This window comes from Oscillospiraceae bacterium MB08-C2-2 (assembly GCA_035621215.1).
GTDB lineage: Bacteria > Bacillota > Clostridia > Oscillospirales > Ruminococcaceae > WRAV01.
Map to the genome: position 1 here is coordinate 943,884 of CP141729.1, position 18,975 is coordinate 962,858.

Here is an 18,975-nt window from a genome sequence, read left to right on the forward strand (position 1 = left end):
TTTTCTATAAAATATTCAATTTGATATAAAAAAGAAAGGATATAGCCTTTGACGGGGTAGAAAAATATACCAATGATGTTTTTGGATTATTTTTTCACTTTTTTGTAAATTCCAAAAAATCCGCATCATTTTTCAGCTTTTTTCCTTGGGCTTAAAAATCAATGCAATCAGCAATCCGAACAGAATAGAGGCGGCGATTCCACCTGAAGAAGCAGTCAAGCCTCCTGTAAGAGCGCCAAGGAGTCCTTTTTCCTGCACAGCCGTCAAGGTTCCCTTGGCAATGAGATGGCCAAAGCCTAAAAGCGGCACCGAAGCGCCTGCCCCGGCGAAATCCACCAGAGGCTGATAAAGCCCAAAGGCCTGCAGAGCCACCCCGGCAACCACAAAGGTTACCAGTATGCGTGCCGGGGTCATCTTGGTGTAATCAATCAGAACCTGACCAACAGCGCAAATAGCCCCACCTACCAAAAAGGCCTTGAGATATTCCAAAAAAACAGACATGTTCCTTCCTCCTCTAATTGGGGTCGGCAGACAGGTGAACCAGATGAGCAATGCAGGGGATACTCTCTCCCTGCTGGACGCTGACCGTGGACATAAGCGCACCTGTGGCGATAAACAAAACGTTCCGCAGTCTTCCCTCCCGGATGGCTGGCAGAATATAAGAGCAAAGCACTGTGGCACTGCATCCGCAGCCGGAGCCTCCTGCCTGCACATTCTGGGTATCCCTGTCATAAATCAACAAGCCGCAGTCCGAGTGCTTTTTGCTCAGATCATAGCCTTCCCGCTTCATCAGCTGCTGCAACAGGTCACTTCCCACCATGGCCAAATCGCCGGTGATGATCAGATCGTAGTTATCCGGCCCGGTAAGAGTATCGCTGAAAAAATTGGTGAGAGTGCTGGCCGCCGCCGGGGCCATGGCCGCACCCATGTTGTTGATATCTTTGATTTCCTTATCTTCAATGGTGCCGATGGTCACCGCACGGACATAAGGCGGAGCGGTTCCCTGCCCTATCACTGCGCCACCCGCACCGGTTACTGTCCACTGGGCGGAAGGAGTCCGGCAGCCGCCGTATTCCAATGGAAAACGGAATTGCCGCTCAGCGGAGCAGAAATGTGAAGAGGTCACGGCCATGGTGGTGGCACACAACCCTCCTTCTACCATCATTGCAGCCATGGCCAAGCTCTGGGCCATGGTGGCACAGGCGCTGTAAAGTCCCGATAAGGGAATTCCCAGCTCCCGCAGGCCATAGTGGGAACCAATACACTGGTTGAGCAAATCTCCCGCAAAAATCATATCCACTTTATCCGGAGAAAGGCCTGCTTTTTCCAGTGCTTTTTCCGCCACCAGCTGCTGCATCCGGCTTTCGGCCTTTTCCCACGATTGCTGGCCAAAAAAGGAATCAACATTGACTATATCAAAGTATTTGGCCATTGGCCCCTCGGATTCTTTTTTGGAGGCCACAGAGGCATAGGACAGCACACAAGGGCTGGAATCCAGCCGAATGGTGCGTTTGCCTGCTTTTGTCGCCATAATTCATCCTCCCATTCAAAAAAGTATACTCATTTAGACAGGCAAAATCAGTCTTGCTGGTTCCCCGGAATATGAGTATGAAGAAAGAATGCGCCGGTTACAGCCGCATACGACAAAATGTCATATGTACTAAACAGCCAATCTGTTTAGTACGCATTCTGCTATAAGTGCAGGCGCCCGGATCAGTAAAATCCAAACAGAAAAACCAGAATGCCATAAAACACACCAGCCGCCACACCATACACAATAACCGGCCCGGCGATAATGAACATTTTGGCTCCCAGCCCCAAAACATAGCCTTCGCTTTTAAATTCAAGAGCAGGTGCCGCCACCGCATTGGCAAAGCCGGTAATGGGAACCAGTGTGCCTGCTCCTGCGATGGATGCAATGTTATCGTATACATTCAAGCCGGTAAGCAGTGCGGATAAAAAGATCAAAGTAATCGAAACGCAGGCACCAGCCACATCCGGCTCCATGCCCAGATACAAATATAAATTGCTGAAGGCTTCACCAATGGTGCAGATAGCGCCGCCAATGAGGAACGCCATAGGGATGCTGAATCCGCTTTTGCTGGGAGGAGTGGCACGTTTTGCCATTTCCTGATAATCCTTGTTGGTCAGTTCCAAAATAAAAGTCACCTCACAAAACATAGTCAACGGATAACGGTTTAGAATAAAACCACCCGCTTTTCCCGACGCATCCCTTCCAAAATTTGCACAGGTAAAAGCAACTATTTTCCGGGAATCCAGCGTCACTTCAGTATTTTTCCCGTACACAGGATAAATATGTACTAAGAAACGCACCTGCAAATTGCAAATATTTTATTTTAATAAAGCGTTTTTTGGAGCAGTATGGCTGATGTAAAGGCATCTGCTCAAAATAGATATAGGGTTTTAGGTTGCGATATCGCCCGAATTTTGGTATAATAATCTCGCCCGCTTAGCAAAACCAAAGATTTCGAGTGGGTTACTTTGAAACAACGAAAGGCCGCTGAAAGGCGGTATGAGCTTCGCCTCTTCAAAATGCGTTGCATTTTGCTTTTGTGTTATAATAACCGCCAACAGCTTAAATTTGCTAAATTTTTACGTTTGGATTTTATTCCCGGTATAAGCGCATCTGCAAAACGGATGTGTCACCATAGAACAGCGGTTGTTTTTTCTTATATATAAGAGAGAAACAGCCCATAAGGAAAAGGGGTTGTAACATTGCCAACTAAGGTTGTAGTCGGCGTACAATGGGGCGACGAAGGAAAAGGCAAAATCATTGATATTCTGGCTTCCCGGGCGGATGTAGTCATACGTTCACAGGGCGGCAACAATGCAGGTCACACTGTGGAAAGCGGCGGAGAGGTTTATAAGCTTCGGCTGGTACCATCCGGGATTCTATATCCCCACGCCACTTGCCTCATCGGCTGTGGAACCGTTATTGATCCAAAATCCCTTTTGGAAGAGCTGGATGGCCTGATTGAGCGTGGAATTGACTGCGGAAATCTGCGCATTGATCCCAGAGCCCACGTGGTCATGCCTTGGCACCTGACCTTGGATGCTCTTTCCGAGGATTCCAAGGGTGCACAGGATATTGGTACAACCCGCCGGGGCATTGGCCCCTGCTATGCCGATAAGGCAGACCGCATCGGCCTGCGCATGTATGATCTGACCCACCCGGAGGAGCTAGGCAAGAAAGCACGCGTTACCGGCGCTATTAAAAACCGCATGATTACCGGTATGTATGGCCATTCTCCCCTTGATATTGAAGCAATTATTGAGGAATATATCGCCTATGGGCAGCGTCTGCTTCCTTATATGGCTGATGTATCCGTTCTGGCTTTTGAAGCCATTAAAGCAAACAAGGAAGTTCTGTTCGAGGGTGCTCAGGGAACTTTGCTCGACTTGGACGTGGGAACCTATCCCTTCGTCACCAGCTCCAACCCCAGTTCCGGCGGTGTCTGCACCGGTGTGGGCATCGGGCCCACTATGATTGACCGGGTCATCGGCGTGGCAAAAGCCTATACCACCCGAGTTGGCAAAGGCCCCTTCCCTACCGAGCTGTTTGATGAAGTTGGTGAAAACATCCGGAAGGTCGGCAATGAATTTGGAACCAACACCGGCCGCCCCCGCCGTATTGGCTGGTTCGATGCCGTGATTTTGCGCCACGCTGTTCGGGTTAATGGCTTGACCGATTTGGCTGTGAACAAGCTGGATACTTTACAAGGAATTAAAATCTTGCGTATCTGTACCGGTTACAAGCTGCCGGATGGCCGCCTGATCAAAGAATTTCCTCCCACCTTTGAGGAGTTGGGTCAATGCCAGCCTGTTTATGAGGACATTGCCGGCTTCGATGAGGATATCTCACGATGCCGCAGCTTTGATGAGCTTCCCCTTAACTGTAAGGCCTATATTGCCAAGCTGGAGGATGTTTGCGGCTGCCCCATTACTATGGTTGGAGTGGGCCCTGCCCGGGAACAGAATTTAGAACGTACCAGCAAATAGTGTAACTAAAAATGGGGGAAGCTTTTCAAAAGGCTCCCCCCTGCTTTTTATTTCCCCACTGCTTGCCGGTAATTATTGTATTTTTATAGTAGCCGAACTTGAAAGCAAGTGCGCTTGCTTTTAAGAACGATGGTTTTGTTTTCAAGCTTATTGACTATATCATGCAGCTTTATACGTGTGCTGGTATCCCTTCAAGGAATGGAAAGGAGATGTATTATGGAAATGCTTAAACTCAGTGTCGGCGAGCCATTTTCCTCTCCGGCTTTTAACAGCAATTTTGTTGTGTTCTCGGATTTGAGCTGTCCTTACATCCCCGAAGAGCAAACCAGAAAATATCTGGCAGCTTGCTGCCGATACGCCCGGCAATATCACATTCATCTTGTTCCCCATCGGTTTGTACTGCAAAACTTTCTGTGTATGTGCCTGATCTCCCCAGACGGACGGGTTTTGGGTGCACAGAGAGCCTGTTATGTCAATCTGCTGGATGACACTGATTTTGAACGAGGCACGGATATTTCTTCCTTAGATACTGTTTTTGGCCCACTATTTCTTTGTGTGGACGTGGACATCTATCATCCGCTGGTTTGTGAAGCCGCCTCGCGTCTTGGCGCCAAAATCATCATTTCTTCGCAATTTATTCGCCTACAACAATACGGAAGCCATATGGTAATTAATGGGGCATGGAACGTTGCTCAAACCAACCATGTTTTTGTTGTGAGCGTCACCAATCATGCCAGTGCAGTGTGTATACCTGCCGCCATTTCCCAAGAAAAGGATGGTTTCTTTGTGCCACCTTCCGGTAAATTTCCTTTTACCGCTGCATTGGATATTTCGCAGTTAAATACCGTAAGATCCAAGCCTTTTTTAGGAAATACTTTACTGCATGTCCATATGGAGCAACTCCTGGAATAAAGAACAAAGATGCTTTTTTCCACATTTTCAACACAGTATTCCACACGTCGTTGAATTGGGCACCTTAAACCCGCAGTTGATCTATGCTTTCGAGTTGTTGATGTTTTTAGACTTTTCAACAGACTAAGAAATCCACAGTTTTTCTCAAAAAAGGCTTGACTTTTTCCTATGGCTGAGGGTATTATGTAAAAGGTTTTGTTTGTCTCCGGGCTAAAGCTCAGGTTCGGTTAAGGGGATTCTTGCGCTCGAAACGGGCGAGGGAAAATCCGCGGCCTAAATCCGGAAAAGCCCGTGTTTCCAAGGTTTCCGAGCCGCAAGACTCAGGAATCCACGGCTCTATTCTAACACCTGTGCCACCCTGAAAAGCGGGGTGAAATTGAATATGGAGAGGTACCCAAGTGGTCGAAGGTGCGAAACTCGAAACGGGCTCTTGCACTTCGCATGTTCTACCGGCTAAGTTCCCGCGCAGTGCGGTTCTACGCCTGAAAATCTGTTGGGCTATGCCCAGAAATTCTACGTTTTTTCTACGCTTTGCCAGAGCTTTGGTTTTGGCGGGCGTCTAAAATAAAATATGGAAGCGTATCGAAGTGGTCATAACGAGCCGCACTCGAAATCCACTCGGTCAGTTGCCTTGAAAATGCGGGAAACCCTTGAGTTTCTGCGGGTTTGCGGGATTTTGAAAATTTAGCTTTTTACCGATTTCTACGGTTTTTCTACACTTTGCCTTGACTTTTTCGAAAGGCTCGGTGTATTAAAATAGAATATGGAGGCGTATCGAAGTGGTCATAACGAGCCTGACTCGAAATCAGGTTGTCCTCACGGGCACGTGAGTTCGAATCTCACCGCCTCCGCCAGGGGCCTGTTTGCGGTCAATGTCCGCAACAGGCCCTCCATTTTTTTGTCTTTTCTACGCTCTCTTTTGAGGGCGTTTTTTTGTTTCTGTAGAAAACGGATGTGCCTGAGTCCTCGCTCTATAAGGCTTTTCCGTATTTCTATTAAGCAGTCCGTAGAAAATCAGTTGGCCGCTGCAAGTCCAGTAGGTTCCGCCACTCGGTTTCTTTCAAACATCCCATCCATAACCAAGCCGGATTCGATCTGTGCATGGAAGTCCAGATGAGAGTAAATATCCGCTGTGGTCGAAAAAGTGCTGTGTCCCAGCCATATCTGGATTTGCTTCATTGATATCCCATTTGCAAGCAGTAAGCTGGCGCAGGAATGTCTTAAATCGTGGAAACGGATTTTTTTGAGGTCGGCTTTTTCAAGCACCCAGCTAAAGTGTTCCGTCACATAATTGGGGCGCATGAGTTTTCCCGCTTGGTCGAGGCAGATGTAATCAAGGTAATCTCGGCAGTAGGAACGCTTGAATAGCTTTCGGTACATTTCCTGCTTTTCCTTTTCTGCAAGCAGTAGCTTTTCCACCGATGGCAGTAACGGTAGGGTGCGGAAGCTGGATTTGGTTTTCAGTACATCTTCTCCGACCGCTATGGATTTGCCATCTACCGTGTCCTCAATCACCTTGTGCTTGATGGAGATTGTCTTTTGCTCAAGGTTTATCGCATCCCACTTTAATCCGAGGACTTCACTTCGGCGCAAGCCATAGTAAGCTGCCAGCTTCACACAAATCTCCAAGGGATCATCTGATATCTCATCGAACAGTGCCATCATTTCCTCTGCGGAATAAAACTGAGCATGGTACACGTTTTTCTTGGGCCTGTCCACCCGGTCAGCAGGGTTGCTGTCGATGATCTCCTTTTTTACTGCATTCTGCAATGCTCTGCGTAGGACTGCGTGATAATGGATAACCGTGTTCGGTGTGTGTCCTTCATCAAAAATTGATTGATGAAAGTCCTGGATGTGCTGTGGGGTAACCTCTCCCAAGGTGATATTCAGCTCAGTAAAATACCGGCTGATCCGACCGTCCAGCATGGTTTGATAGCCTTTGAATGTTGTTTTGGCTATCGTAGGCTTTGCTTGAGTTAGCCATTTTTGGAGGTAGTCGGTAAATAATACATCTGCTTGCGGATTCCGTTTGCCCTCAATTTGTTCTCTGGCTCGTTCCTCGGCTTCCCGACGCTCCTTTTCTTCCTGCTCCTGTTCATATTCCAACCGGATTTGGTCAAAGGCTTTTTGGGCTTTCCTGTCGCTGGTCCCCGCTACCGGGAGTCCGGTAGAAACCCATTTAGGTTTTCTTTTACCATCCACTTTGATATATAGGACGGCGTAATAAGTATTGTTTTTTTCTTGTAGGCAGCCTGTTATCATTGTTATCCTCCTTTGAAATAACAGCGAATTTGCCTACCATTGACAACATCACAATACCATAGAAAGCATGGGATAGCTACTGAATTACGCGGAAACAATCCAACGGATTTTTCTACGGTTTTGGGCCAATAATAAGCAAAAAGCCATATCAACCAATCTTGATATGGCACATTTCTTCGCTCAGTAAATATTCAATGACGCATGACTTGGGAATCTTATAGGTTCGCCCAATGCGAACACTATGTATCTCTTTTTCTGACAGCAGTTTATATGCCAGTTTCCGGCTGATGCCTCCGAGCATTTCCCGTAATTGATTTACCTCGACTACATCGGGGTATTTTTCAAACATGATTGTTTGGTTACCCATAATACAAATCCCCCTTTCATAAAAAAGGCGCCGGACTAAGTCCGATGCTGATAGAAAGTGCCTGATTGATTTCTTCCATCTTCTGCTCATCCAGCCTGCCGACCCAGCCCCGAAGCCGGGTTCGGTCGATGGTGCGTATCTGCTCCAGAAGTGCGAAAGACTCCATGGACAGTCTGCCCGCTCCGACAACGGCCGTATGGGTGGGCAGGGGATTTTTGGGTTTGCCAGTGATGGCGCAGACAATGGTGGTGGGACTATGGCGGTTGCCTATATCATTTTGCAGAATAAGTACGGGACGGATGCCTCCTTGCTCGCAGCCCACAACAGGGTTTAAATCGGCGTAGTAAATATCGCCGCGGCTGATGCCTTGCTTTATCGTGTCCAAACTTTGCACCTCCTTGATTTGGAATTCCTTCATTTCTCTTAATGGCACAAATATAGGGACCGCTCTGCTGTAACGGCAGAGCGATCCCCATCGCTTCTGACATTAAGTCTTTTTTGGTAATCAAGGTGCTTAATTCGACACTACTCCCCAAGCACACAGAGCCCGAATCGTATCGGACTCAAAAGGCGATGGCCTGAACTGCGGCTGGCATCACCGCATCATGGGAATCTCACCCCCGCCAGGATCTCTGCCGGCTGCCCTCATTGCGTGATCCCCCGGTCAAGGGGGGCTGTGACTGGACAGAAGTATCAATATAGGCTGACGGGATCATTGCAAGACAGGCTGCCACAGCCTGTTTTCCGGTCGGATGGGTACCGCTTTGCACCTTATTTGGCCGTCTTTGATAGGAGCAGAAAGAAACGAGCGAACAGAAAAGTGAGTGATTCCGCTTTTCTTGCTGCCTGCCTACAGGTGGTCTTGGCGCATCCTCCGGGGTTGCTTTCCCTTTTGGGGTCCGTCAGCTAACGTATTCAGGTCATCGGATATGAAGTTTTCAAAGAGCAGTGAGGGTGAATAGAAAAACCCCCTCACTACTAAGCCGATTTCGTGAGGGGGTTGAGCGGAATTATTTTTAAATTTTCATAAGTTTTTTTAGTTTGACCAGAATTTTGTGCCGCCGGTCATTGATGGTTTTCTGTGGAATGCCTGTTTCCTCAGCGAGTTGACGCTCACTTTTATTCTGAAAAAACAAAGTAAAAATTAGCTCCTGTTCTTCCTTGGTGAGCTGGGCAAGACACTGATGGAGCTTTTCTGCCAACAGCTTGTCCATAATCAGATCCTCCACACGGGGAGAAACAAGGTCGGGAATTACATCCTCACCATTGGTTCCCTCCGTATCCAGGGCGCTGTAATAAAACACGCCGTTTGTCGTATCTCTTTCCTCCAGATAAGTTTCACGGCGCTTCATTCGGTGATAGGTCAAATAGACTTCTTCGCTGACAGGGACGAGCTGCCCCTGCACCTTGATTCGATATTCTTTTTTCTCTGCCATATGGCTTGTCCTCCGTTTTCTGAAATTTTGATGATGAGTCAAAATGTCAAAAGCGGAGGAGAGCGGCAGCGGGGAACGATAGCTGCCTTATATAAAAGCGGCTTGTAAAACTCTGTAATTTTCTGTCGCTGTGAATGGTTTCTTGTCGAAAGTAAAAAGTCAGCACTTTGCCCTTGGCAAAATACTGACTTTTCTAAAATATAATTATAAAATTGTATATGTAAAAATGGAGACAGACGGATTTCACCGTCTTTATCTCCACCCCCGAAAAGGCAAAAAACAAAGCATACGCATCAAGGAACCCCTTTTACTATGGCAGTGCAAAGCGAAATTTGGTGTCCAGATGCCCATATGCTCCGTCAAAAGCCGTAAAAGTGAGCAAGGACCTGTCCTCTGTTTGGAGAGGGCAGGCCCTGCGCGGTTTTTGGCAGCCAGACTATCATAGCATCAAACGATGCCTTAGACCCTCGGCTTTGCGTCCCCATTTTTCAATGGGTTTGCCCTAAATTATATTCAAGTTATTTTTATCTCAATGCTTTCCAATGTAGCCTTTCATCGTAAGTAGTTCAGCGCATAAAACAGAGCCTCCAGCTGCACCACGTATGGTGTTATGGGAAAGCCCAACAAATTTCCAGTCATATATACTATCTGGGCGGATTCTTCCAATGCTTATTCCCATACCATTTTCGTAGTTTACGTCTAATTTAATTTGTGGTCGATCATCGTTATAGAGGTATTGAATAAACTGTTTTGGTGCGCTGGGCAAATTCATGAGTTGTGGCTCACCTTTAAATTCCAAAAGCTTATTAATCAATTGCTCTTTTGTTGGTTTGTTGCGAAATTTAAGAAATACTGCAGCAGTATGCCCATATAAAACAGGTATGCGAATACACTGACAAGTAATTTTCGGCTCCCTTGCTGGCACAACTAATCCGTTCTCAATACCGCCCCATATCCGCAAAGGCTCTTGCTCACTTTTTTCTTCTTCACCAGGGATAAACGGATTTATATTCTCAATCATTTCAGGCCACGTATCAAAATTTTTCCCCGCCCCGGAAATTGCCTGGTATGTTGTCACCACTGCTTCATATGGTTCAAATTCTCTCCATGCTGTCAATACAGGGGTATAACTTTGAATAGAACAATTTGGTTTTACAACAATAAATCCTCGTTGTGTTCCTAACCGCTCTCTCTGTTTTATAATTAATTCACAATGATGTGGATTGACTTCTGGCAAAATCATCGGCACATCTGCGGTCCATCTATGAGCGCTGTTATTAGAAACAACAGGTGTTTCATGTCTTGCATATTCTTCTTCAATTACTTTAATTTCTTCCTTTGGCATACTAACGGCACTGAACACAAAATCCACCTGCTCAGAAATGCTGTCTATATCATAAATACTTTGGATGTTCATAGATTTTAACCGTTCTGAGAGCGGTGTGTACATGCTCCAACGTCCACTTAAGGCTTCCTGATAAGTTTTTCCTGCAGATCGTTCACTGGCAGCTAACGCAGAAATTTCAAACCATGGATGATTAGAAAGCAAAGATACAAATCTTTGCCCCACGGTACCAGTAGCACCTAATATACCAACTCGTATTTTTTCAGTCATGATAGATTCTCCTATTAAGGCAACAACACATTATTAGTCTTGCTGAAATAAAAAACGATTGACAAATTACATCAATAATAAATTCTAATAACTTTTTTTAAAGCTCTCTTTTTATACAAATGGCAGTTGCCATTTTCCGCACTTTGGAATAGCTGCTATTACAGGATTCTATAATAGAGGACCTATATTTTTCATCAAAGTGATTATCCATAAAGTTTAGTGCATTTACTTGCCATTTCCATAGCTCATCTGGAGTAAGGTAAAAAAATTTGGGTTGAACTTTCTCTTTGTAGGTTTTCTCATCCATTTTTAAAATGCTTTCTGCAGTTAAAATGTCTGACAGCGCTTCTAATTGAGGAAATTTCTCTTTTCCTATCCATTTTCCACGATTCATCGGGCATACATCTTGACAAACATCGCAGCCGTAAATCCACTCTCCAAATTGCATGGCTAAAGAATTTTTTAAAAGATCTCTTCCCCCAAAGGTCGTTAAAAAAGAAACACATTTCAATGGATTCATCGTATACGCTTCGCACAGCGATTCGGTAGGACAAGCCTTAATACAGCGGTCACAGTTATTGGGGCAAGGGGAAAGTTTTTGCTCTTCAACCAGTTTCATTTCATAATCAGTCAAAAATGCTTCGATACTAATATACGAGCCAGATTCGGTGTAGAAAAAATTATTTCTCCTGATAATACCAAGCCCGGCCTGCATAGCTGCCCAGCGCAACCCAACTAAACCGAACTTTCGGTTGGTGGAAGTTCGCATCCCAAGAGCTCTTATATATTGCTCCAATTCCACACTATTTTGATATTCTTTTGTATTTTCATCAATGCGGGTATCTAATAAATACTTTTTTGCAATATGCCCACCCATTGATTCTGGAACATGATATTTCGAATATGGTACCGTCAAGACCACAACAGATTTTGCCCAAGGAAACTCCTCTTTAAATTTTACAAGACGCTGCTGTCCTTGATAGAAGAGCTGCGACTCCGGTATCTTTTGCGTCCGTTCATTCAATTTGTTCTCATATTCAGACATCATACCGACGGGAATAATGCCGCATTTTTCATAACCAAGCTTAAGAGCTTTTTGACGTATTAACTGTGCTATCTCCATGCTAGATTCATACCTTCCTTGACCATTGTCTCACCCATTAAGCAAATTAATGCTATCTCTAAGGCGTTGTCTCATTTGTTATAATGGAGTGTCTACTGTTTTTATAAAAATAATGAAATGGCACAATATACTAACAATAAGGCCATAATTGCATTAATAGCTTTTCGATATTTGTTAAATAATTTTTCAAAAACCGCACCAAAGACAGCCCAGCAAAGACAGCCCGAGGTGCCAATCACTGCAAGCAATAATGCAAACATCTCAATTGTAGCTATATCGTGGTAATGTGGCAAAACGTATGATGACATTGCAGTAATTCCATACAGTATAATTTTTACATTAACAAATTGGAGGAGCATTCCCGATAAAAAAGAATTAGCATGCGTTATGCCGTTGCTTTTATGTGGCTTGTCCCTCCATACTGTCCATGCTAAATAAAGAATGTAAGCCGCTCCTATATAAATCATTGCCGGTTTAATGGATGGAATATACTCGTACAACAACGTAGAAAAGGCGGCACAGGCTGACATTACTATAACGAACCCAGAAAAAATTCCACCAAAAAACGGAATAGATCGTTTAAAGCCATCGCGCCCAGCATTTGTCATAGACATAATATTATTGGGTCCAGGTGTATAGGCTGTTAAAAATGTGTAAGAAAAAAAAGCTGAGAAATTCATAATATGTACCCTCCAAAGGTGAAATTTACTGTATGTATACAGCATTTTAAGACATTTAAATTCAGAAATACGCTATTGCATTTATGTCCCTATAATGCTATGATAACATTTAAGTAAAGTTCATTCAAATTGAAATATTAGAATTTAGAATTCAATATTTTTGAATAATTAACGAGGTGATGACTTTGGATTTCAAGTATCTTAATACATTTAAGACAATTGTGGAGGAAGGTAGCTTCATAAAAGCAGCAGCAAAACTTAATTATACGCAGTCTACTATTACGTTTCAGATGGGACAGATGGAACAAGAATTATCAACAAAACTGTTTGAAAAAATTGGTCGGCGTATGGTATTGACGAAAGCTGGAAAGCAGCTTTTACCATATGTAGATGATGTTCTTGCATCCATCAACAGAATGCGTTACTTTGAAAATGACTTAGCAGAATGTCAAGGCGATTTACATATAGGTATTGCAGAAACCCAGTTATGTTATAAAATGCCGCCAATTCTTAAGGAATTTCATCAGCAAGTTCCTAATGCTCGTCTATTCCTTCGCTCCATGAACTGCTATGACATTCGCGACGAGCTTATAAATGGAACTCTTGATATAGGGATCTTTTATGAAGACGTAGGTGGGTATGGTTCTAATTTAATAACCCAGCCAATGGGAATATTTCCGCTCATATTGGTTGCTTCTCCTGAAACAAAGGAAAGCTATCCGGATTTTATCACTCCTGACCAACAAATTCCCGTTTCTTTCATCATTAATGAACCAAATTGTATTTTTAGGCAAATTTTTGAACGGTACATATGTGAAAAATCTATTCTACTTGACCACACAATTGAATTATGGAGTATTCCTACAATAAAAAATTTAGTTAAGAGCACTGTCGGTATATCCTTTCTCCCCAGATTTTCCGTTCAGGAAGAACTCTACAGCGGTGAACTGGTCGAAATCCCGACAGATTTATCCGGTGCACAAATCTCTGCTGTATGCGGTTATCATAAGAACAAATGGATTAGCCCACTTATGCAAGCATTTATAGACCTATGCATTACAAAATAGCCATTAAATATTTTATTAACACCCCTACTCTTGCAGTTGATATGACTAGCTATCCCTGCTTAATTACTACAGAATTGAAATACGATGAACTTATTGTTACCTGCAGGTAAACCCATTACTGAGAAAAGCACAATATCTCAAACTAAAATAGACCGAAAAATTAACTGACAAGAATTTTATTTATAATAAGAACCCAAAACGATCAATATATATCCAAATTTTTTAAGTCAAAGCTTCCATAAAAAATATTGTGTTTAGAAATCCTTATTAGGAAGAACATAAAGGAGATTAAGATATGAAACAATATATGCTCACAATTCCCGCAGGTAAACGATTGATTGCTAAGGCTGTCGTATCGTTACCGCAAATCAAGGATGCACTGGATAACCACACTATTGTCATCATTTCAGGAAGTACCAACGGGTACATTGCAGAAGAACTTCTGTCTAGAATTGGACAAGCGGAAGATTTTTTAAAAGCGTCGTTTATGCGAGGTATTAACTTGGGCCCCGGTAAAAAAGTGACAGATGGAAATTACTCCGAATCCGATATTGTTATTGAGAAAGGAATTTGGCAAAAAGGGAAGACAATTTTTGATGTAGCTTCGTCCTTAGGACAGTATGACATCATTTTAAAAGGTGCCAATGCCGTAGATCCTGAAAGAAAGCTGGCAGGCATTCAAATTGGTAATCCTGCCCTTGGTACCAGCGCAGCAATACTGCCTGCCGTTGTCGGAAGGCGTACAGAACTGATCATTCCGGTAGGCTTGGAAAAACGGATATTTGGAAACATTGGGGAAATTGCTGCCAAATTAAATGATCCGGCTTCCACAGGTTTACGTATGTTGCCAGTTAGCGGTACCATTATTACAGAATTAGAAGCGATCAAATTATTAACCGGCGTTTCTGCAGAACTCATTGCAGCCGGAGGAATTAAAGGTGCCGAGGGCTGCTGCTGGATTGGTATATCCGGAACTCAGGAGCAGGTAGATGTCGCAGGAGAAATTCTTCGTGCCATAGCAGATGAACCACATTTTGCCGAATAGTCAAATGAAATTATCTTCTTTTGTTTCTTATTCGGCTCAGGTTCTTTTTTCTATCACAGAAAGAGAAAAGCTGATCAGGTCGCAATCGTTTAGGGTTATATAAAAATATAAAGAGATACCCTTTCTACTTTCTCTGTAATAAATATTCTTAGAGTGAGAGGTTCCGGTGGGTTCATCATGAACCACACCTGGGTTCAGCAAAAAGGCGGAAATCCCCCTTGGCGGGAAATCCGTCTTTTCGCTTTTTTGCAGTCCAGCTAACTTTTTAGAATCAGCCGGTTGCTGGTGTTGCTGCCGTTCTCCCGGTAGCGAGACTCCTTTTCAATCAGTCCCGCCTTCACCAAATCATGCAGGGCACGTTTCACAGTGCTTCGGGAGAGCTGCAAGTCAGCGGCAATGGTTTTGACCGCAGGCCAGCAGTCCGCCCCCCTTCCAGCGCGATCACGGAGATAGATATAAACCGCTCTTGCCCGATGGGGAAGTTCATCAGGCGAGGCGGCATAAATGTGATTAAAATAGCTCATGGATTATCAGCTCCTTTACGTTCGGATATGACTTCGTCGCTTTTGTAGCTCTGCGGGAGGCTCTGCCACGAGTGTGTGGAGCACGCCGGTGCCGGTGGGCGGTTTAAGGATTTCCCCGGTTTCCTCATCCACCATCAGGCAGGCCACGTGCTTGCGGACAATGTTTTCCTCCAGCGTCTGCTTGTCGGCGTACACTACCTTGCGGTGCGCCTTTTCCGCCATGGTATAGGGCTTTCCGAAGCGGATGCCCCAATCCAGAAACAGCCGCAGTCTTGTCCGCATTGGATGTGTGCCGGTTTTCATGACGACAAAGTTTCCTTTGGGAATGGATTTGAGTTCATCCGGCGCCATCAGAGGGCGCTCCATCATCTGCAGTGACTGGCTGTGATCGTTCTTTCCGCGGCTGATGCTGCCGCTCATGACGGTGCGACTGCCCAGCGCCTTGGAGAGTACCTCGGCGGTCTGGCTATTGGGCGCGAAGCCGCCGAAGATGGTGTCCTGGCAGTTATCTACGATGATTTCCGCACCCTCCTTGCCGTAATTCTTTTCAAGCTGGCCGAAGGATTGTATGATCGGCACCATCCCAAGCCGGCGTGAGCGTGAGGCACTGAAAATTAATTCGAGCGATTCAATGGCTGGAAGCGTCCCAAGCTCATCACAGTAGAACATCACACGGTTTTTCAGTTTGCCTCCGTTCTCATCCGCAACCGCGAGGATCTCCCGGTAAAGCTGCTGGATCATAAGGCTGACCATAAAATACTTGGTCAAATCTTCTTCGGGAAGTACGATAAACAGAGCGGATTTTTGATTGCAGAATTTCTCCGCATCAATGGCTGTTTCAAAACACAGAATCTGTTCCATTTCGGAATCGAGAAAAGCATTCAAACGGGATAGCACGGTGGAGAGCACCGATGCCATTGCCTGCTCTGCTGAATTCAGGGCGGCTCCTGCAAACCAGCGGGCCTTGTGGTCGGAGGGCAGTTTGTCCATTAAAAGCTGGAACTGGCTTTTCCCCTTTACCTTGCTGGGCGCCAGCAAGTCCTGAACCAATTTGAACACGCTGATGATATGGCGGCAGTCCACCTTTTTTCCATCTGCTTCAGTGGGAGGCATATACTCGGCAATCAACAGAATCACTGAGGAGAGGAGTCCTTCGGCGGCATCGTAAAAAAACTGATTCTGTCCGTAATTTTCACTGCTGGCGTTGATGATGGTTTTGGAGATAATCTTGGCGTATTTCTCTGCTTTCGCCTTTGCCACAAGATTGTTTTCGTCGGCAAGGTACTGATCCATGTAGGTGTTCACCAGATGGAGCATATTGTTGCCGTCCGAGCGGGTGGGGTTTCTGAGGTCGATGACCGCCACATGGTAGCCGTAGTAGTCACGGGCGATGGCTCCGTAGTTCCGATACAGATCGCCCTTGGTGTCGGTCGATAAAAAACTCATCCCGGAGGCACAGGCGTATTCCAGGTTGGGGTATAAAAAGTATGCAGTTTTCCCGACACCGGACGCACCGATCATGAGGCAGTGGACATCGTCAGTGTCCACCATCGCCGTGATCTTGTTTTTCGCACCTACGCATCCGAGAATGATTCCCTGCTCGGCGGCAGTGGGGAGGCATTGGCCCTGCCTCCACAGCTCCGGCTGAAAGGGGATGTGCTGATAGGTATTTTTGATTTCCTGTTTTGATGCGAATCGTGCCGTACCGTGCTGGCCGTCACCTACCGTGCGGGACTTGATTCCGTTTAGGGTATAATAGTGGGCCAAAAGGGAAAGGCCGCCGATGACGAAAAACATCACGGCGGCCGCTGCAATCAAAATATAGACTTGAGATGGCATGGTATACTCCTTTCTTTTCGATTGATTTAGTGGTAAAATACTTGAAAAAGTTGTAGTGTGTTAAAACGTGCAGTATAGCGATAAATTTGAATTTAAAGTGTAGGTTATTTATATTGTTTAGGATGGAGGTGGATAGATGTTTAACGAAATTTGTATTTATGAAGCTAAAATTGAAAAGCAAGATGAGATTGAGACTCTTATGAAAGAAGTGGCAGAATTTTATATGCAGCAAGAGGGTGTAATTGACGTTAAATATATTAAGCGCACACATCGTCAAACTGATTTTAATGCCGTAAAACAAGGGGAATTACCAATTACTCTCACAAGATATGTTGGTAAGGTGACCTATGTCTTACATTGGACTGTCCGTGATGAAGAAACACACGCAAGAGTATCAAAATTAGGGCTTGAACAATTTTATAAGCGATGGAATAGATGTTTAACTACTATGCCTAAAATTATTTTAGGTGAAAATATTGTGTAAAAATGAGCATCAAGAGAAACTCACAAATTCCACTTTGTCAGAATATCTAATCAGCACTTAATTTATTTACCCTTGTAAGTCAGGCAAAGTAGTCAGGAAATGATCGCTCGGCCTTTTTTAAGCCATCGTCAGAGCCTGACGCTGACTCTGCTCCATCTTCTGCCGATGCTTCTCCAGCAGAATCGCTCCCTTAAGTCCCTGAGCAGCAATGTGTTCATAGCATTCTGCCAGCTTTTCCTTTTCACCGGCGGTCACCACACGCTCAAAGCCCCGCAGAGCCATGATGTCGGATTCCAGTAAATCCAGCCGTGTTTTCAGGTGCCCTCGATTTTCATAAGTCCTGAAACCACTATGCAGACGGCTTTGCACCACGGAGATATCCCGGCTGTGATTCATCTGCCGGTACTCCCTCGCAGCGGCAGCTACGGAGAGGCGGCACATTTCCCTAAGACATTCATCCGCCTCTGAAAATTGTCCCCAATGCAGATAGGATCGGGCTTTCAAGAGCAGAGCCGACAGGGTGTTAGCGGAACAGTTGGATTTCACAGTCATTGCCGTTTCGGTAAGCTCCCGGCAGATTTCATCCCGAATTAAATGCTGGGGATGTTCCTCGGCAGGGATTGCCGGTAGTCCGTGATTTGCCTTGATATCCTCGTTCCAGTCCTTGTGTATAGACAAATCCTTATCACATGAGACACCCTTTTCTATAAGCAGATCGTGATATTTCTCCGAGGCTTCGATCCCCGCCTCGTCATGATCCAGACACAGGACTACATGGTTTAGGTTCGGATGCAGTTCCAGCATCTTCAGCATGGCGTATTCGGAAACACCGCAGAGTGCCACATGGCTGTGGTTCTGCCAGTCCTTGGGATGCAGGGTGATGTAAGACAGCAAGTCGATGGGAGCCTCAAACACATAGAGGCTGTTGCTTATGCCGATGTGGTGGAAGCTGTATGCCGGATCGCAGCTCTCCACATTCCCCTTGAAGCCGGTTCCCTCGGTATAGAGCCCCCGTTTATGGGCATGGCGGGGAACTCCGTTTTCATCGTATCCCACAAAGACTGCATTATGGTATTCTTTTATGCCATCCTTGGATTTTTCGCAACTCTCATACAGGAGCTTTGCTCTGGCAAAGTAACTGACCACCTCACGGTCAATGAGCCGGGTTTTAGTAAGGTAGGCATAGACACGGCGCATATCGCTGTGGGGATTCGGAAGGGCAAAGGGCTGTTTTGGCTCCTGTTTCTTTTGCGAGGCGGGCCTGTAGACTTCGCCCTGCTCACCGCCCAGCAGCATGGTCACCGCTTCAGGGAAAGACAGTCCATAGAACTGCCGCACGAAGTCAATGGCATATCCGCCGCTCTCTGCGGAGTGATCGTACCACTCGTTTCCCCGGACGGTGATGCTGCGGTCGGATGCCAGCCGCTTATCCCGGCCGCTGGGAATCAGCTTCTCACCGCGCCGCTGGAGAAAGTCCACAAGGTCCACGTTGTTGGCACGGTATTTTTGGTCATCCGAAAAATGCACATATACACCCATGGTCCACCTCCTATTTATGGCGAGTGCCGATTCTATGAAAAAAAGCCGCCCTTTTTACAGGA

The 18,975-nt window shown here is 45.4% G+C and carries 18 protein-coding genes, 1 tRNA gene and 1 riboswitch; of the genes, 6 read left to right on the top strand and 13 right to left on the bottom strand.

Annotated features, from left to right (window positions below; translation table 11 throughout):
* Positions 1-132 precede the first annotated feature (132 nt).
* The 3 genes from spoVAE to U6B65_04160 all read right to left on the bottom strand — a co-directional run bounded on the left by spoVAE (position 133) and on the right by U6B65_04160 (position 2,127).
* Positions 133-501, bottom strand: a complete 369-nt coding sequence (gene spoVAE / locus U6B65_04150) for a stage V sporulation protein AE (protein ID WRS28333.1) — start codon at positions 499-501, stop codon at positions 133-135.
* A gap of 13 nt (positions 502-514) precedes the next feature.
* Positions 515-1,531 (bottom strand): stage V sporulation protein AD, encoded by a 1,017-nt coding sequence (gene spoVAD, locus U6B65_04155; GenBank protein ID WRS28334.1) that lies wholly within the window; start codon positions 1,529-1,531, stop codon positions 515-517.
* Between the two features lie 182 nt (positions 1,532-1,713).
* Positions 1,714-2,127, bottom strand: a complete 414-nt coding sequence (locus tag U6B65_04160) for a SpoVA/SpoVAEb family sporulation membrane protein (GenBank protein WRS28912.1) — start codon at positions 2,125-2,127, stop codon at positions 1,714-1,716.
* Between the two features lie 609 nt (positions 2,128-2,736).
* Here U6B65_04160 and U6B65_04165 point away from each other — a divergent pair.
* The 3 genes from U6B65_04165 to U6B65_04175 all read left to right on the top strand — a co-directional run bounded on the left by U6B65_04165 (position 2,737) and on the right by U6B65_04175 (position 5,786).
* A complete protein-coding gene (locus U6B65_04165; protein WRS28335.1) occupies positions 2,737-4,020 on the top strand; it encodes an adenylosuccinate synthase in 1,284 nt (427 codons plus the stop codon).
* A 216-nt stretch (positions 4,021-4,236) separates the two neighbouring features.
* Complete coding sequence (locus tag U6B65_04170) at positions 4,237-4,932, top strand: hypothetical protein (protein ID WRS28336.1); 696 nt, start codon at positions 4,237-4,239, stop codon at positions 4,930-4,932.
* Positions 4,933-5,697: 765 nt separating this feature from the next.
* Positions 5,698-5,786 (top strand) — tRNA-Ser (locus U6B65_04175).
* A gap of 160 nt (positions 5,787-5,946) precedes the next feature.
* Here U6B65_04175 and U6B65_04180 read toward each other — a convergent pair.
* The 7 genes from U6B65_04180 to U6B65_04210 all read right to left on the bottom strand — a co-directional run bounded on the left by U6B65_04180 (position 5,947) and on the right by U6B65_04210 (position 12,415).
* Positions 5,947-7,194, bottom strand: coding sequence for a tyrosine-type recombinase/integrase (locus U6B65_04180; GenBank protein ID WRS28337.1), 1,248 nt, complete (start codon positions 7,192-7,194; stop codon positions 5,947-5,949).
* A gap of 148 nt (positions 7,195-7,342) precedes the next feature.
* Positions 7,343-7,561: a helix-turn-helix domain-containing protein gene (locus U6B65_04185; protein ID WRS28338.1), complete on the bottom strand. Its 219-nt coding sequence runs from the start codon at positions 7,559-7,561 to the stop codon at positions 7,343-7,345.
* Between the two features lie 16 nt (positions 7,562-7,577).
* The gene (locus tag U6B65_04190; protein WRS28339.1) at positions 7,578-7,946 is read right to left on the bottom strand and encodes a type II toxin-antitoxin system PemK/MazF family toxin; all 369 of its coding nucleotides are present in this window, start codon (positions 7,944-7,946) and stop codon (positions 7,578-7,580) included.
* Between the two features lie 631 nt (positions 7,947-8,577).
* Complete coding sequence (locus U6B65_04195; GenBank protein ID WRS28340.1) at positions 8,578-8,997, bottom strand: sigma-70 family RNA polymerase sigma factor; 420 nt, start codon at positions 8,995-8,997, stop codon at positions 8,578-8,580.
* 423 nt (positions 8,998-9,420) lie between these two features.
* Positions 9,421-9,509, bottom strand: a riboswitch (cyclic di-GMP riboswitch).
* 17 nt (positions 9,510-9,526) lie between these two features.
* Positions 9,527-10,612 (bottom strand): aspartate-semialdehyde dehydrogenase, encoded by a 1,086-nt coding sequence (gene asd, locus U6B65_04200; GenBank protein WRS28341.1) that lies wholly within the window; start codon positions 10,610-10,612, stop codon positions 9,527-9,529.
* Positions 10,613-10,709: 97 nt separating this feature from the next.
* Positions 10,710-11,735, bottom strand: a complete 1,026-nt coding sequence (locus tag U6B65_04205; GenBank protein WRS28342.1) for an epoxyqueuosine reductase — start codon at positions 11,733-11,735, stop codon at positions 10,710-10,712.
* A gap of 101 nt (positions 11,736-11,836) precedes the next feature.
* Complete coding sequence (locus tag U6B65_04210) at positions 11,837-12,415, bottom strand: LysE family transporter (GenBank protein WRS28343.1); 579 nt, start codon at positions 12,413-12,415, stop codon at positions 11,837-11,839.
* 185 nt (positions 12,416-12,600) lie between these two features.
* Here U6B65_04210 and U6B65_04215 point away from each other — a divergent pair, with 185 nt between their 5' ends.
* Together U6B65_04215 and U6B65_04220 are read left to right on the top strand one after the other, a co-directional pair.
* A complete protein-coding gene (locus tag U6B65_04215) occupies positions 12,601-13,482 on the top strand; it encodes a LysR family transcriptional regulator (GenBank protein ID WRS28344.1) in 882 nt (293 codons plus the stop codon).
* A 295-nt stretch (positions 13,483-13,777) separates the two neighbouring features.
* Entirely contained in the window at positions 13,778-14,527 is a 750-nt protein-coding gene (locus U6B65_04220; protein WRS28345.1) for a hypothetical protein, read from the top strand.
* Between the two features lie 257 nt (positions 14,528-14,784).
* On the opposite strand, the gene U6B65_04225 is transcribed toward U6B65_04220, so the two are convergent.
* Positions 14,785-15,051, bottom strand: a complete 267-nt coding sequence (locus U6B65_04225) for a helix-turn-helix domain-containing protein (GenBank protein ID WRS28346.1) — start codon at positions 15,049-15,051, stop codon at positions 14,785-14,787.
* A 15-nt stretch (positions 15,052-15,066) separates the two neighbouring features.
* Positions 15,067-16,890, bottom strand: a complete 1,824-nt coding sequence (locus tag U6B65_04230; GenBank protein ID WRS28347.1) for a type IV secretory system conjugative DNA transfer family protein — start codon at positions 16,888-16,890, stop codon at positions 15,067-15,069.
* 136 nt (positions 16,891-17,026) lie between these two features.
* On the opposite strand from U6B65_04230, the gene U6B65_04235 reads away from it, so the two are divergent.
* Positions 17,027-17,374 carry a hypothetical protein gene (locus U6B65_04235; protein WRS28348.1) on the top strand — a complete coding sequence of 116 codons (348 nt, stop codon included), beginning with the start codon at positions 17,027-17,029 and terminating at the stop codon, positions 17,372-17,374.
* Between the two features lie 117 nt (positions 17,375-17,491).
* On the opposite strand, the gene U6B65_04240 is transcribed toward U6B65_04235, so the two are convergent.
* Positions 17,492-18,913 carry a DUF3991 and toprim domain-containing protein gene (locus U6B65_04240; GenBank protein WRS28349.1) on the bottom strand — a complete coding sequence of 474 codons (1,422 nt, stop codon included), beginning with the start codon at positions 18,911-18,913 and terminating at the stop codon, positions 17,492-17,494.
* Positions 18,914-18,975 lie beyond the last annotated feature (62 nt).

Bases quoted from the DNA above. Each gene is read 5' to 3' on its own strand.
- U6B65_04180 (WRS28337.1), bottom strand. From the start codon at position 7,194: ATGATAACAGGCTGCCTACAAGAAAAAAACAATACTTATTACGCCGTC.
- U6B65_04205 (WRS28342.1), bottom strand. From the start codon at position 11,735: ATGGAGATAGCACAGTTAATACGTCAAAAAGCTCTTAAGCTTGGTTAT.
- spoVAE (WRS28333.1), bottom strand. From the start codon at position 501: ATGTCTGTTTTTTTGGAATATCTCAAGGCCTTTTTGGTAGGTGGGGCT.
- U6B65_04235 (WRS28348.1), top strand. From the start codon at position 17,027: ATGTTTAACGAAATTTGTATTTATGAAGCTAAAATTGAAAAGCAAGAT.
- U6B65_04185 (WRS28338.1), bottom strand. From the start codon at position 7,561: ATGGGTAACCAAACAATCATGTTTGAAAAATACCCCGATGTAGTCGAG.
- U6B65_04230 (WRS28347.1), bottom strand. From the start codon at position 16,890: ATGCCATCTCAAGTCTATATTTTGATTGCAGCGGCCGCCGTGATGTTT.
- U6B65_04195 (WRS28340.1), bottom strand. From the start codon at position 8,997: ATGGCAGAGAAAAAAGAATATCGAATCAAGGTGCAGGGGCAGCTCGTC.
- U6B65_04240 (WRS28349.1), bottom strand. From the start codon at position 18,913: ATGGGTGTATATGTGCATTTTTCGGATGACCAAAAATACCGTGCCAAC.
- U6B65_04225 (WRS28346.1), bottom strand. From the start codon at position 15,051: ATGAGCTATTTTAATCACATTTATGCCGCCTCGCCTGATGAACTTCCC.
- asd (WRS28341.1), bottom strand. From the start codon at position 10,612: ATGACTGAAAAAATACGAGTTGGTATATTAGGTGCTACTGGTACCGTG.
- U6B65_04160 (WRS28912.1), bottom strand. From the start codon at position 2,127: ATGGCAAAACGTGCCACTCCTCCCAGCAAAAGCGGATTCAGCATCCCT.
- U6B65_04220 (WRS28345.1), top strand. From the start codon at position 13,778: ATGAAACAATATATGCTCACAATTCCCGCAGGTAAACGATTGATTGCT.
- U6B65_04170 (WRS28336.1), top strand. From the start codon at position 4,237: ATGGAAATGCTTAAACTCAGTGTCGGCGAGCCATTTTCCTCTCCGGCT.
- spoVAD (WRS28334.1), bottom strand. From the start codon at position 1,531: ATGGCGACAAAAGCAGGCAAACGCACCATTCGGCTGGATTCCAGCCCT.
- U6B65_04210 (WRS28343.1), bottom strand. From the start codon at position 12,415: ATGAATTTCTCAGCTTTTTTTTCTTACACATTTTTAACAGCCTATACA.